The sequence below is a fragment of the Roseococcus suduntuyensis genome, from assembly GCF_014196305.1.
Classification (GTDB): domain Bacteria; phylum Pseudomonadota; class Alphaproteobacteria; order Acetobacterales; family Acetobacteraceae; genus Roseococcus; species Roseococcus suduntuyensis.
In genome coordinates, this window is the sequence record NZ_JACIDJ010000003.1 from 100,138 (window position 1) to 112,244 (window position 12,107).

The 12,107-nt window shown below is 71.4% G+C and carries 13 protein-coding genes; 4 read left to right on the plus strand and 9 right to left on the minus strand.

Translation table 11 applies throughout. The features are described 5' to 3' along the window. Positions 1-2: 2 nt before the first annotated feature. The gene (rfaD, locus tag GGQ83_RS10570; RefSeq protein ID WP_184383774.1) at positions 3-980 is read right to left on the minus strand and encodes an ADP-glyceromanno-heptose 6-epimerase; all 978 of its coding nucleotides are present in this window, start codon (positions 978-980) and stop codon (positions 3-5) included. Here rfaD and GGQ83_RS10575 point away from each other — a divergent pair. After that, positions 979-1,341: an accessory factor UbiK family protein gene (locus tag GGQ83_RS10575; RefSeq protein ID WP_260170573.1), complete on the plus strand. Its 363-nt coding sequence runs from the start codon at positions 979-981 to the stop codon at positions 1,339-1,341. The genes rfaD and GGQ83_RS10575 overlap by 2 nt on opposite strands. Positions 1,342-1,438: 97 nt before the next feature. Here GGQ83_RS10575 and GGQ83_RS10580 read toward each other — a convergent pair whose 3' ends face one another. Beyond that, on the minus strand, positions 1,439-2,158 hold the full coding sequence (locus GGQ83_RS10580; protein WP_184383775.1) for a DUF1028 domain-containing protein: 720 nt from the start codon (positions 2,156-2,158) through the stop codon (positions 1,439-1,441). Positions 2,159-2,402: 244 nt separating this feature from the next. Between GGQ83_RS10580 and GGQ83_RS10585 the strand changes: the two genes are divergently transcribed. The 3 genes from GGQ83_RS10585 to GGQ83_RS10595 all read left to right on the plus strand — a co-directional run bounded on the left by GGQ83_RS10585 (position 2,403) and on the right by GGQ83_RS10595 (position 5,165). Further along, on the plus strand, positions 2,403-3,383 hold the full coding sequence (locus GGQ83_RS10585) for a Bug family tripartite tricarboxylate transporter substrate binding protein (RefSeq protein ID WP_242535061.1): 981 nt from the start codon (positions 2,403-2,405) through the stop codon (positions 3,381-3,383). 41 nt (positions 3,384-3,424) lie between these two features. Then, positions 3,425-4,171 (plus strand): NUDIX hydrolase, encoded by a 747-nt coding sequence (locus tag GGQ83_RS10590; protein ID WP_184383776.1) that lies wholly within the window; start codon positions 3,425-3,427, stop codon positions 4,169-4,171. Between the two features lie 112 nt (positions 4,172-4,283). Continuing rightward, entirely contained in the window at positions 4,284-5,165 is an 882-nt protein-coding gene (locus GGQ83_RS10595; RefSeq protein WP_184383777.1) for a phytanoyl-CoA dioxygenase family protein, read from the plus strand. A gap of 58 nt (positions 5,166-5,223) precedes the next feature. Here GGQ83_RS10595 and mazG read toward each other — a convergent pair whose 3' ends face one another. From mazG to GGQ83_RS10630, 7 genes are all read right to left on the minus strand, one after another. Beyond that, positions 5,224-6,024 carry a nucleoside triphosphate pyrophosphohydrolase gene (gene mazG, locus GGQ83_RS10600; RefSeq protein ID WP_184383778.1) on the minus strand — a complete coding sequence of 267 codons (801 nt, stop codon included), beginning with the start codon at positions 6,022-6,024 and terminating at the stop codon, positions 5,224-5,226. A 112-nt stretch (positions 6,025-6,136) separates the two neighbouring features. Next, the gene (locus tag GGQ83_RS10605) at positions 6,137-6,904 is read right to left on the minus strand and encodes an MBL fold metallo-hydrolase (RefSeq protein ID WP_184384339.1); all 768 of its coding nucleotides are present in this window, start codon (positions 6,902-6,904) and stop codon (positions 6,137-6,139) included. Positions 6,905-6,909: 5 nt separating this feature from the next. Further along, positions 6,910-7,680, minus strand: a complete 771-nt coding sequence (locus GGQ83_RS10610) for a TatD family hydrolase (RefSeq protein ID WP_184383779.1) — start codon at positions 7,678-7,680, stop codon at positions 6,910-6,912. Positions 7,681-7,687: 7 nt separating this feature from the next. Beyond that, positions 7,688-9,214 carry a methionine--tRNA ligase gene (gene metG, locus GGQ83_RS10615; protein ID WP_242535062.1) on the minus strand — a complete coding sequence of 509 codons (1,527 nt, stop codon included), beginning with the start codon at positions 9,212-9,214 and terminating at the stop codon, positions 7,688-7,690. A gap of 43 nt (positions 9,215-9,257) precedes the next feature. Then, positions 9,258-10,244: a DNA polymerase III subunit delta' gene (locus tag GGQ83_RS10620; protein WP_184383781.1), complete on the minus strand. Its 987-nt coding sequence runs from the start codon at positions 10,242-10,244 to the stop codon at positions 9,258-9,260. Then, entirely contained in the window at positions 10,241-10,861 is a 621-nt protein-coding gene (gene tmk / locus GGQ83_RS10625) for a dTMP kinase (protein WP_184383782.1), read from the minus strand. The genes GGQ83_RS10620 and tmk overlap by 4 nt, the downstream gene beginning before the upstream one ends. Positions 10,862-10,869: 8 nt before the next feature. After that, positions 10,870-12,105, minus strand: coding sequence for a D-alanyl-D-alanine carboxypeptidase family protein (locus GGQ83_RS10630; RefSeq protein ID WP_242535063.1), 1,236 nt, complete (start codon positions 12,103-12,105; stop codon positions 10,870-10,872). Positions 12,106-12,107: the final 2 nt, after the last annotated feature.

Sequence of the window (12,107 nt, forward strand, 5' to 3'; positions counted from 1 at the left end):
GGTCAGCCCGCGCGGTTCCAGAGATTCTCCGAAAGCCACGCCACATAGCGTTGCACCCCCTCCTCCAGGGAGGTGGGGGGCTGCGCGAAACCCGCCTGGCGCAGCCGCGCCATGGGGGCCTCGGTGAAATACTGGTATTTCCCGGCCAGATCCGCCGGCATGGGAACGTATTCGATGTCCGGCGCCCGCCCGAGTGCGGCGAACAGCGCCCCCGCCAGGTCGGCGAAGCTGCGCGCCCGCCCGCTGCCCAGGTTGAACAGGCCCGAGACGCGGGGGGTGTCCAGCAGCCAGATCATGGCCGCCACCGCATCGCCCACCCAGACGAAGTCGCGCATCTGCCCGCCATCCGGGATGCCCGGTCGGTCGGAGGCGAAGAGGCGCGCGGGCTGTCCCGCCATCACCTCGCGCCACTTGTGCAGCACCACGCTGGCCATGCGGCCCTTATGGGCCTCGCGGGGCCCATACACGTTGAAGAATTTCAGCCCGGCCCATTGCGGCGGGGCAGGGCGGCCAATGGCCAGCATCTGCGCCACCCGCCGGTCGAAGGCGTGCTTGGACCACCCATAGAGGTTCAGTGGCCGGAAGCGGGCCAGACCCGCCGCGTCCTGCACGTCGTCGAAGCCTTCCGCCCCATCGCCATAGGTGGCGGCGGAGGAGGCATAGATCAGCGGCACCTGCCGGGCCGCGCACCACTCCCAAAGTCGCAGCGACAGCATCAGGTTGTCGGCCGCCACCGCATCGCCGTCGGTCGCCGTGGTGGCGCTGATGGCGCCCAGATGCACCACGGCGCGCGGCACCATGGCGAGTGCCGCGTCCAGCGCCTCGGGCGGCCACAGCCCGGCCAGCACGCAGCCTTCGAGGTTGCGCCACTTCTCCCCCTCGCCAAGCCGGTCGAGGACCACCACCTCCTCCCCACGCGCGCTCAGCGCCTGGACGAGGTTGGAGCCAATGAAGCCGGCGCCGCCGGTGACGAGGATCATGGGCGCGGGTTATAGCCAGCTTGGGGCGGCGGCAAGCGCGGCCGCCAAGGAAGGACAGGACATGCGGAACGAGGCAAGGCAGCGGCTGGACGACATCGCGGGAGTGGCGGGCGGCGCCTTCTCGCTGCTGTCGGGCATGCGCGCGGAGATGGAGGCCATGGCCCGCGCCCAGGCCGAGGGCATGGTGCGGCGCCTGGAACTGGCCCGCGCGGCCGACCTCGACGCCGTGATGGAGGTGGCCCGCCGCGCCCGCGAACAGGCCGAGGCGCTGGAAGCGCGCGTGGCGGCGCTGGAGGCCGAGCTTGCCGCGCTGCGCGCCGCCGACCCGGAGCCGGAGCCGGTGGCCGGCGCGACTGGCTGACCGACCGATTCACGGCTTCGGCGGCCACCGAAGCCGATCGGGCGTTTTCCTGACCGTCCGATTCACGGCTTCGGTGACCACCGAAACCGATCGGGCGCTACCGACTAAGCCGCAGATCCAGCCCCTTGCGGCGCCACCCCTCGTCAATGTCGTCGAGGTCGGTGAGGCCCGAGGGGTTGGCCCGGCTCGGGCTGTCACGCAGGCCAGGTTCGCGCAGGGTGCGCCACAGCTTCATCAGGCGCTGAAGCTCATCCAGCGGCGCGCGGTGGTCGTCCACGCGCAGGTCTATGTCCGGGAAATCCTCGACCGTGGTCAGGAGCAGGGCCGCGGATTGCCGGCCGCGGCGGTCGCCACCCGCGGCCTCGCCCGCCTGCATGGCGGCCAGCATGCGCTCGGGCATGGGCAGTTCCTCGCGCGTGAGGAAGGCGGCGGCGGTGTCGGAGATCACCTCCTCGCCCGAGAGCATGTTGCCCGCCACCGACCAGCCCTGGCCGCTGCGGGAACCCGCATGCGCCACGCAGTTCCGCCCGGTCCAGACCGCGGCGCGGCCGTGCCGGTCCAGCGCATGGACCTGGCGCAGATGCTTGCCGTCATCGCCCACCAGCGCGCCCTCGATGGCGGCCTGGGGCGAGAGGCCACGCGCCAGCCCCGCCAGCACCGCCGGCCCCAGGTAGCGGTTGGTCAGCGACTGGGTGGAGACCGCGCCCACCCCGCTGCGCACGAAGGGGCAGGAGGCCCCGACCGCGAGGTTGCAGGTGGTGATCGCCACGGCGAAGGCCTGGCTCTCGGGGTCATGAACAAGCAGGGACCAAGTCACAGGCGACCTTCCTTTTCCCATTTTCTAGCACGGAGACGCCGGAAATTGGCAAGCCGGACCTTCTGATTGAGTGGTGGAGCCACCCAAACCATATACCCATGAATTACATGCACGTTTCGCGTGTACTGTGCGGCCATAGCAATCCCTCACGCGGGTATCCCGCCGCGCCCTGCAAGCCCCGCATCTTCCCGTTGTGGCGCCGCCCGCCCAGGCTAAAGTCGCGGCCAAGGGAGGAACGAATCCAATGATCAAGATCACCCGCCGCGCGGCCGGCGCCGCGCTGCTGCCGTTGCTGGCGGCCCCCGCGCTCCAGGCCCAGCCCGCCTGGCCGGACCGCAACATCCGCCTCATCGTGCCCTTCGGCGCGGGCGGCGCGGTGGACACGCTCTCGCGCATCGTGGCGGCCCGCTTCCCGGAGGTGGCGAATGGCCACACCCTGGTGGTGGAGAACCGACCCGGCGCGGGCGGCACCATCGCCGGCGCCTTCACCGCCCAACAGCGCCCCGACGGGCAGACGCTGATGATGGCGGACATCGGCGCCAACGCCATCGGCAAGGAGCTGAACCCCTCGCTGTCCTACGACCCGATGACGGGCTTCACCCCCATCATCCACCTGGTGAACCTGCCCTCCGTGCTGCTGGCCCACCCGACCATCGAGGCCCGCACCACGCAGGAGGTGATCGACCTCGCCCGCGCGCGGCCCGATGGCTACACCTATTCCTCGGCCGGGAATGGCAATGGCTCGCACCTCTTCATGGAGCTGTTCCTGCGCCGTGCCGGCATCCGCATGGTCCATGTGCCCTACCGCTCGGGGGCCGAGCTGGTCACGGCGCTGGTCCGCGGCGATGTGCAGTTCGCCTTCCCCTCCGTCTCCTCGGCGCTGTCCATGATCCGCGAGGGCAGGGTGCGCGCGGTGGGGGTGGGCTCGCCCGCCGGCACGCCGCTGCTGCCGGACATCCGCCCCGTGGCCGATGTGCTACCCGGCTTCAACACCGCCATCTGGCACGGCATCCTGGGTCCGGCCGGCATGGACCGGGACCTCGCCCTGCGCATCAACGCCGTCTTCGCCCGCATCGCCGCCATGCCGGAGGTGGTCGAGCAGGTGGCGCGCCAGCAGGCGGGGCAGATGGTGCCCGGCACGCCCGAGGCCTTCGCCACCCATATCCGCACCGAGTTCGACACCTGGGCGCCCATCATCCGGGAGGGGAATATCCGCGCCTCCTGATGGTCTGGCCAAGCGGCGCCGCCCGCGCTTGAGTGGCGCCCATGGACACGCCAGCCCCCGCCAAGCCCCGCCCCGCCGCCACCATCCTCCTGCTGCGCGACGGCGCGGCGGGGCTGGAGGTGCTGATGGTGGCCCGCGCGCGGGAGGTGGATTTCGCCTCCGGCGCGCTGGTCTTTCCGGGCGGGCGGGTGGAGGCGGCGGATTCGGCCCTGGCCCCCGAGGGCGACCCGCTGGGCCACTACCGCATCGCCGCCATCCGCGAGGCCTGGGAGGAATGCGGCCTGCTGCTGGCCCGCCCCCCGGCACCCCCGCCGGCCGAAGGCCCCTTCGCCGCGCACCTGGCGGGCCTCGGCCTGCGCCCGCACCACGAGGCGCTGACGCCCTTCGCCCATTGGGTGACGCCGGTCCACAGCCCCAAACGCTTCGACACCCATTTCTTCGTGGCACCGGCCCCCGAGGACCAGGTGGCCGTGCATGACGGGCACGAGATGGTGGAGGCCGTCTGGATGCGCCCTGGCCAGGTGCTGGAGGAGGCCGAGGCCGGCCGCCGCACCCTGGTCTTCCCGACGCGGCTGAACCTCGGCCGCCTCGCGCGTCACCGCAGCATGGAAGAGGCCATCAAGACCGCCCGTGCCACCCCCATCGTGACCGTGATGCCCGAGCCCGTGCCGGACGGGGAGGGGAATGTGATGCTCCGCATCCCCGAGGCGGCGGGCTATGGCGGCAGCCTGTTCCCGGCGAAGGACCGCCCGGCCTCGGGCGGGCGCTGGCCGGGGCAGAAGGGGTAGGAGCAGCCAACTCGGGCATCGGTTGGCGCTTACCTGGGCAACTCGTCACCCGCACCAAAAAGCTGCCCGGTTTTACGCCAGAAAGGCTTGCCCTTCAGTATGATGGCGCGTCATGCTGTTCGCCATCACCGCGGAGGCGCCGATGCCCAAGCACCTCGACGACGCCGCCATCGCGCAATATCGCCGCGACGGCTATGTCACGCCCCTGACCGCCTGCAGCCCCGAACAGGCGGAGGCCTGGCACCAGCATGTGCTGCGTTGCTGCGCCGAGGCGACGCGGGCCAGTTCGGAGGCCGGAATCCGCCAGCCCTCGACGCGGGTGAAGCCTTATCTGCTCTTCCCCTGGGCGGCCGAGATCGTCCGCCACCCGGCGATCCTGGACGCGGTGGAGGACCTGATAGGCCCCGACATCCTGGTCTTCCACACCACGCTCTGGTGGAAGCCCGCGCATTCCGAGGGCTTCGTGCCCTGGCACCAGGATTCGACCTATTTCGGCCTGGCGCCGCATGAGCATGTGACCGCCTGGCTGGCGCTGACCCCGAGCACGGAGGAGGCCGGCTGCGTCACGATCCTGCCCGGCTCCCACCGCCACGGGCAGTTGCCCCATGCCGACCGGAAGGATCCGCGGGTGATGCTCTCACGCGGGCAGAGCGTGGCGGTGGAGGTCGAACCGCGCGCGGCCGTACCCATTCCGCTGCAACCCGGTCAGTTCTCCTTGCACGACACGCTGGCGCTGCACGCCTCCCAGCCCAACCGCGCGGCGCATGACCGGATCGGGCTTGGCATCAGCTACATCCCGGCGCGGGTGCGGCATGTGGGGCCGACGCGGCTCTCGGCCACGCTGGTCCGTGGCCAAGACACCCATGGGCATTTCGACCTGGAGCCGACGCCGCGCGCGGAGGCCGATGCGGCGGCCCGCGCCGTGCATGCGGACAGCATCGGCCGCTTCTGGACCGCCAGCGAATCCATCCCGGAGATGAGCCTGGCGCATTGAAGCCCTGGCTGAGCGGCTGATTCACGGCTTCGGCGATGCCGCCGAAGCCGATCAGACGCTACAGCCCCCGCGCCTTGGCCGCCCGCCACTCCGCCTCCATCGCCTCCAGCCCGGCATCGGCCGGCGCCTGGCCGCGTTCAGCCAGCGCCGCCTCCACCGCGGCGAAGCGGCGTTCGAACTTGGCATTGGCCTGGGCGAGGCAGGACTCGGGGTCCAGGCCCAGCTTGCGGGCCAGGTTGGCCATCACGAACAGCATGTCGCCCAGCTCATCGGCCAGCCGGGCGGGATCGGCGGCCGGCAGTTCGGCGCGCAACTCCGCGGTTTCCTCGGCCAGCTTGTCCAGCACGCCCGCGGCATCGGGCCAGTCGAAGCCCACACGGGCCGCGCGCTTGGTCAGCTTCTCGGCGCGGGTGAGGGCGGGCAGGGCGGTGGCCACCCCGGCGAGCGCACCCGTCTCGGCCCGGGCCGCGCGTTCGGCGGCCTTGGCGTCCTCCCAGGCGGCGGTCTGGGCGGCGGCGTCGGCGATCTCGGCCGCGCCGAAGACGTGCGGGTGGCGGCGGATCATCTTGGCGGTGATGCCGGCGGCCACATCGGCGAAGGCGAACCAGCCGCGCTCCTCCGCCATGCGGGCGTGGTAGGCGACCTGGAGCAGCAGGTCGCCCAGCTCGTCCCGCAACATGGCCGGGTCCGGGCCGCGCCGGATGGCATCCGCCACCTCATAGGCTTCCTCGATCGTGTAGGGCGCGATGGAGGCGAAATCCTGCGCCACGTCCCAGGGACAACCGGAATCCGGATCGCGGAGCCGGGCCATGACGGCCAGCAGGGCGAGGGTGGCTTCGGCGGGGTCGGGAGGGGTCATGGGGGCGGGTTCTCGCGCGGTCATACACAACTGTCCACAGGCCATGGATACCGCATAAGATTTATTATGGAATTTTTTGAGGTGGGGAAAAGCCTGTGGATCAAGCCTGGGATCACGGGTGCAGCTCCATCCCGTCGAAGCCGGGCTCGACCCCCTCGGGCAATTCGGCGCGCAGCGTGGCGTAGTCCAACGCGCCGCTCATGTGGGTCAGCACCGTGCGCGGCCGCCCCAGCGCCGCACGCCATTCCAGCACCTGGTCGAGGTTGGCATGCACGGGGTGCGGCACGCGCTGGAAGCAGCCCACCACCCAGAGCGACAGCCCGTGCAGCCGCGCGAAGCTTTCAGGCGGGAAATCCACCACATCGGTCGTGTAGGCGAAGCGGCCGATGCGAAGGCCCAGGCTGCGCATCACCCGGTGGTCCTGGTCGAGCAGCTCCACCTCCAACCCGCCCAGGCGCAGGGTCTGGCCGGCTTCCACCTCGCGCGCGTCCAGCGCCGGGCGGTAGAAGCCGCGCGTGGGCGGCAGGAAGCAGTAGTCGAAGCGCGCCCGGAGTGCGGCCAGCGTGGTGGCCGTGGCATAGAGCGGCAGCGCCTGCCCCATGCGGCGGTTGATGGCCCGCATCTCATCCAGCCCCGCGATGTGGTCCGCATGGGCATGGGTGATGAGCAGCGCGTCCAGCCGGTCCACCCCGGCCGCCAGCAATTGCGCGCGAATGTCGGGCCCCGCGTCCACCAGCAGCCGCGTGCCGTCCGAGGCCTCGATCAGGGCCGCGCTGCGGGTGCGCTGGTTGCGCGGTTCGGTGGGGTCGCATTCGCCCCAGAGCCCGCCCAGCTCCGGCACGCCCTGGGATGGCCCGGTGCCCAGCAGCCGGACGCGCACCCTGTTCACGCGGCTTTCGTGAAAAGCCGGTGGAAATTGGCCGTGGTGGTGGCCGCGATCTCCTCGGGCGCCACACCGCGCGCCTCGGCCAGCACCTTGGCGGTCAGCGCCGTGTAGCCAGGTTCACAACGCTTGCCGCGGAAGGGCACGGGCGCGAGGTAGGGCGAATCCGTTTCCACCAGCAGCCGGTCCGCCGGCAGCCGCGCCGCCAGCTCCCGCAGCTCGGCCGAGCGCGGGAAGGTCAGGATTCCGGAGAAGGAAATAAATCCTCCCATCGCGATCGCGGCATCGGCCAGGGCGGGCGTGGAGCTGAAGCAGTGCAGCAGGAAGGCGAAGGACCCCCCTGCCCGCTCTTCCTCCAGGATGGAGGCGATGTCGTCATCGGCGTCGCGCGCATGGACCACCAGCGGCAGGCCGGCCGCGCGCGCCGCGCGGATGTGGCGGCGGAAGCCCTCGCGCTGGGTGTCGCGCGGCGCCTTGTCGTAGAAGTAGTCGAGGCCGCTTTCGCCGATGCCGATCACGCGCGGGTGCTGGGCCAGCGCGACCAACTCCTCCACCGTCGGCATGGTGCCCTCGCCCGCCCGGTGCGGATGCACGCCGATGGTGCCCCAGACCTGCGGGAAGCGTTCGGCCAGCGCCGTCACCGCCGCCGCTTGGGGGATGGAGGTGCCGATGGTGACCATCCGCTCCACCCCCGCCTCATGGGCGCGGGCGAGGATGCCCTCGATCTCGGCCTCGGTGAAATAGTCCAGATGGCAGTGGGAATCTATCAACATCAGAGGATTACGCCGGATTCTGGATTTTCTGGAAGAGCGGCGCGGGGGTGGGCAGCGCCAGCCCCTCGGGCAGCGGCGTGGCCAGCGACGACAGGCTGCGGGCCTCTTCCGGCACACCCAGCTGGTCCAGCAAGCGGGCCATGGTGTCGGGCATGAAGGGCTGCAGCAGGGTGGCGAAGACGCGCAGAGCGTCGTGCAGGTTCCGCAGCACGGCCAGCATCCGGACGGGGTCGGTCTTCTTCAGGGCCCAGGGGGCCTCGCGGGTGATGTAGCCATTGGCCTCGCGCACCGCCTCGAAGATGGCTTCCAGCGCCAGATGGAATTCCATCTTCTCAAGCCGTTGGGCCATACGGCTCTCAAGCGGGTCGAGGAATGCGCCGAACAATCCGGCGCTGTCGGCGTCCGAGCGCGCCACGCCCGGCAGCTTCCCCTCGCAATTGCGCTGGATCAGGCTCAGCACCCGGTTGGCGAGGTTCCCCAGCGCATCCGCCAGTTCCCCATTCAGCCGGTTGGTCAGCGCGGCGCGCGAGAAATCGCCATCCTGGCCGAAGGGCACCTCCCGCAGCAGGAAGTAGCGCACGGGGTCCAGGCCGAATTCCTGCACCAGCGCCAGCGGGTCAATGACATTGCCCACGGATTTGCTGATCTTCTGCCCCTCATTCGTCCACCAGCCATGGGCGAAGACGCGCCGCGGCGGGGGCAGGTCGGCCGCCATCAGGAAGGCCGGCCAGTAGATGGCGTGGAAGCGGACGATGTCCTTGCCCACCATATGCACATCCGCCGGCCAGAAACGCCAAAGCTCCGCCTTTTCATCGGGATAGCCGAGGGCGGTGATGTAGTTTGTCAGCGCATCCATCCAGACATACATCACATGCGCGTCATCGCCCGGCACCGGCACGCCCCAGCGGAAGGAGGTGCGCGAGATGGACAAATCCGTCAGGCCCGACTTCACGAAGGCCATCACCTCGTTGCGGCGCGTGGCGGGCTGGATGAAGTCCGGGTTGTCTTCGTAGAATTTCAGCAGCTTGTCGCCCCAGGCGGAGAGGCGGAAGAAGTAGGAAGGCTCCCTCACCCACTCCACCGGAGCCCCTGACGGCGCGTATTTCACCCCGTCCCGCTCGGTCAGCTCGTCAGGGCCATAGAAGGCCTCGTCGCGCACCGCATACCAGCCCTCATAGGCGCCGAGGTAGATCTCGCCCTTCTCCGCCAGCCGCTGCCACAGCGCCTGGCAGGCGGCGCGGTGGCGCGGCTCGGTGGTGCGGATGAACCCGTCATTGGAGAGGTTCATGGCCCCGGTCAGGTCGCGGAAGGCCTGGCTCACGCGGTCGGTGAAGGCCTGGGGGTCCTGCCCCGCATCCTGGGCGGCCTTCTCCACCTTCTGGCCGTGCTCATCCGTGCCGGTGAGGAAATAGACCTCCTCCCCGGCCAGGCGGTGCCAGCGGGCCAGCACATCGGTCGCCAGGCTCGTGTAGGCGTGGCCGATATGGGGCTTGTCGTTCACGTAGTAGATGGGCGTGGTGAGATAGACGGGCATGGGCGCCTTCATGGCGCCCGGACGCGCGCGCGGCAAGGTGGCTTCACCGCCCGCGCAACGTCTCCATGGCCACCAGCACCGCCTGGCGGCGGTCGAGCGAGAGGCGCTCGGCCTCCTGCGCCTGTCGGGTCAAGGCGCTCGCCGCCTCGGCCCAGGCCGCCAAGGGGCGGGTGGCCAGCCAGCCGGGCATGGCCCCGCCCCGCGCCGCCTCCCGCACGGATTGCGTCAATTGCCGCACCAGCAGGGCGAAGAAGGCCGGGAAAGCGAGCGCCGCGTCGCGTCCCGCGATGCGGTCGGCCAGGGCATGGGCGCCGGCGGCATCGGGCAAGGATTCGAGCACGGCGCGGGCCAGCTTCGCCAGTTCCACCCCCTGCCCTTCCGCCAGTTCCAGCGCGCGGCCGGGCGCGCCCTCGGCCAGTTCCATCAGCGCGGCGCGGTCGGCCTCCGACGTCTCGGGCAACAAGCTGGCGAGGCACGCCGCCATGTCGCCCTCCTCCAGCGGGAACAGATCGAGCCGCCGGCAGCGGCTGCGGATGGTGGGCAGCAGCCGCCCCGGCGCATCCGTCACCAGGATCAGCACGGTGCGCGGCGGCGGTTCCTCCAGCGTCTTCAGGATGGTGTTGGCCGATGCCGCCTCCATCGCCTCGGCGCCATCCACCAGCACCACGCGCCAGCCGCCCTCGGCCGCGGTGAGCGCCAGGAAGTGGCGGGCGGCGCGCACCTCCTCCACCTTGATGATGCGCCGCTTGCCCGGCTCGGCCTGGGGGGCGAGTTCCAGCACATCGGCATGTGCACCCGCCGCCACGCGGCGGAACACGACGTCCTCCGGTGGCACGTGCAGGGGCGGCTTGGCATGCGGCCCGCCCGCCAGCACCCAGCGGGCGAAACGCCAGGCCAGCGTCGCCTTGCCGATCCCGGGCGGCCCGCAGAACAGCCAGGCATGGGCGAGGCGCCCGGAATGGAAGGCCCGGGCGAGGCTTGCCTCCGCCTCCGCATGGCCGAACAGAGTCGCGGTGGCGCGCGGGCTCATGGCGCGCCCAGCCGCTGGCGGCAGGCCTCCAGCATGGCGGCCAGCACCTCGGGCGCGGGGCGCGTGGCGTCCAGCACGGCGAAGCGCGCGGGTTCCTCCGCGGCCTGGGCCAGGAAGCTGGCGCGCACCCGCTCATGGAAACCCTGGCCCAGCGCGTCATAGCGGTTGACCTCGCCGCGCGCCTGGGCGCGGGCCAGCCCGGCCGCCACCGGCAGATCCAGCAGCAGGGTAAGATCAGGCGCGGCCTCGCCCAGGGTCGCGGCGCGCAGCGCGGCCCAGGTCTCGCGGGGCGCCCCCTGCCCGCCCACCTGGTAGGCCAGCGTGCTGTCGAAGAAGCGGTCGCACACCACCCAGATGCCGGCCTGAAGCGCGGGCGCGATGGTGCTGGCCCAATGCTCGCGGCGGGCGGCGAAGTGCAGCGTCATCTCCGCCACCGGGTCCCACCCGCCGCGGCCCAGCAGCAGGGCGCGGATGGCCTCCGCCCCCGCGCTGCCGCCCGGTTCGCGCGTGCGAAGCACCGGCAGGCCCGCCCGCGCCAGGGCGGCGGCAAGCGCGCGCCCCTGGGTGGACTTGCCCGCCCCCTCGCCGCCTTCCAGCGAGATGAAGCGGCCGCGCATGGCGGCCGTCAGCGCCCCAGCAGGCCGCGCGCCAGCACGGGAATGCGGGCCAAGAGGCCGAGCTGGTCCACATCCGCCCCGGCATAGAGCGGCAGGCTGAGCGGCGTGACGCCCGCGCCCGCCACCTCCATCCGCGCCAGCTCCTGCCCGCGCAGCACGGGCGCGGGCACGGGCGTGTCATAGCGCAGCCGCACCTGCAGCTGGTCGCGCCAGCCGCGCGGCAGGGTGACCACCACATCGCGCCCGCCCACCAGCGGCACGCTGGCGCGCTCGCCCATATGGACGGGCACGTCCTCGATGGTGTCGGCGGCGCGGAACAGCACGACATTGTCGAAGGCCTGGAAGCCCCATTCCATCAGCCGCTCGCTCTCCTCCGCGCGGGCGCGTTCGCTGGCGAGGCCCGCCACCACCAGGATCAGCCGGCGGTTCTCGCGCAGCACGCTGGCGGTGAGGCAATACCCCGCCTCATCCGTGCGGCCGGTCTTGAGGCCATCGGCGCCGCGCATCCGCTCCAGCAGCGGGTTGCGGTTGGGCTGGTTGATGTTGTTCCAGCGGAAGGACCGCTCGGAATAGAAGCGGTAATGGTCCGGGAAGTCCGTGATCAGGCGCCGCGCCAGGGTCGCGAGGTCGCGCGGCGTCATCCGGTGCTCGGGGTCGGGCCAGCCGGTGGCGTTGCGGAACACGCTGTCCCGCAGGCCGATGGTGGGGGCCACGGTGTTCATCAGGTCCGCAAAGGCGCGTTCGCTGCCGGAGATGGCCTCGGCCAGCACCACGCAGGCATCATTGCCCGACTGGATGATGACGCCCCGCGCCAGATCCTCGACCGTGACGCGGCTGTTGAGTTCCAGGAACATGCGGCTGCCGCCCATGCGCCAGGCGGCCTCGCTGACCGGCAGCGTCTGGTCCAGCCGCAGTCGGCCCTGCCGGATCTGGTCGAAGACCACATACATGGTCATCAGCTTGGACATGGAGGCGGGCGGGATGGACTGGTCCGCCCCCTTGTCGAGCAGCACGGAACCCGTGTCGAAATCCATCAGCAGGGCGTTGCGGGCGATGGTCTCGACGGGCCCGAGCGGCGACTGGCCCGGGGTGGCGGGCGGGGCCGCGGGCCTGGCGGCGCGGGCGGCCGGGCGCGGGGCCTGCGCCAGGGCGGGCATGGGTGCCAGGGCGGCGGCGCCGGCCAGCAGGGCCGTGCGGCGGGTGGAATGGGTCGGGCGGTTCACCATGTCCGGGACTTCGCGCATCT

Coding starts and splice junctions, on each gene's coding strand:
- tmk (WP_184383782.1), bottom strand. CDS start 10,861: ATGCGCGGCCGCTTCATCTCGCTGGAAGGCGGCGAGGGGGCGGGCAAG.
- GGQ83_RS10585 (WP_242535061.1), top strand. CDS start 2,403: ATGATCAAGATCACCCGCCGCGCGGCCGGCGCCGCGCTGCTGCCGTTG.
- rfaD (WP_184383774.1), bottom strand. CDS start 980: ATGATCCTCGTCACCGGCGGCGCCGGCTTCATTGGCTCCAACCTCGTC.
- GGQ83_RS10620 (WP_184383781.1), bottom strand. CDS start 10,244: ATGAGCCCGCGCGCCACCGCGACTCTGTTCGGCCATGCGGAGGCGGAG.
- GGQ83_RS10630 (WP_242535063.1), bottom strand. CDS start 12,105: ATGCGCGAAGTCCCGGACATGGTGAACCGCCCGACCCATTCCACCCGC.
- mazG (WP_184383778.1), bottom strand. CDS start 6,024: ATGACCCCTCCCGACCCCGCCGAAGCCACCCTCGCCCTGCTGGCCGTC.
- GGQ83_RS10610 (WP_184383779.1), bottom strand. CDS start 7,680: ATGTTGATAGATTCCCACTGCCATCTGGACTATTTCACCGAGGCCGAG.
- GGQ83_RS10575 (WP_260170573.1), top strand. CDS start 979: ATGGGCGCGGGTTATAGCCAGCTTGGGGCGGCGGCAAGCGCGGCCGCC.
- metG (WP_242535062.1), bottom strand. CDS start 9,214: ATGCCCGTCTATCTCACCACGCCCATCTACTACGTGAACGACAAGCCC.
- GGQ83_RS10595 (WP_184383777.1), top strand. CDS start 4,284: ATGCTGTTCGCCATCACCGCGGAGGCGCCGATGCCCAAGCACCTCGAC.
- GGQ83_RS10590 (WP_184383776.1), top strand. CDS start 3,425: ATGGACACGCCAGCCCCCGCCAAGCCCCGCCCCGCCGCCACCATCCTC.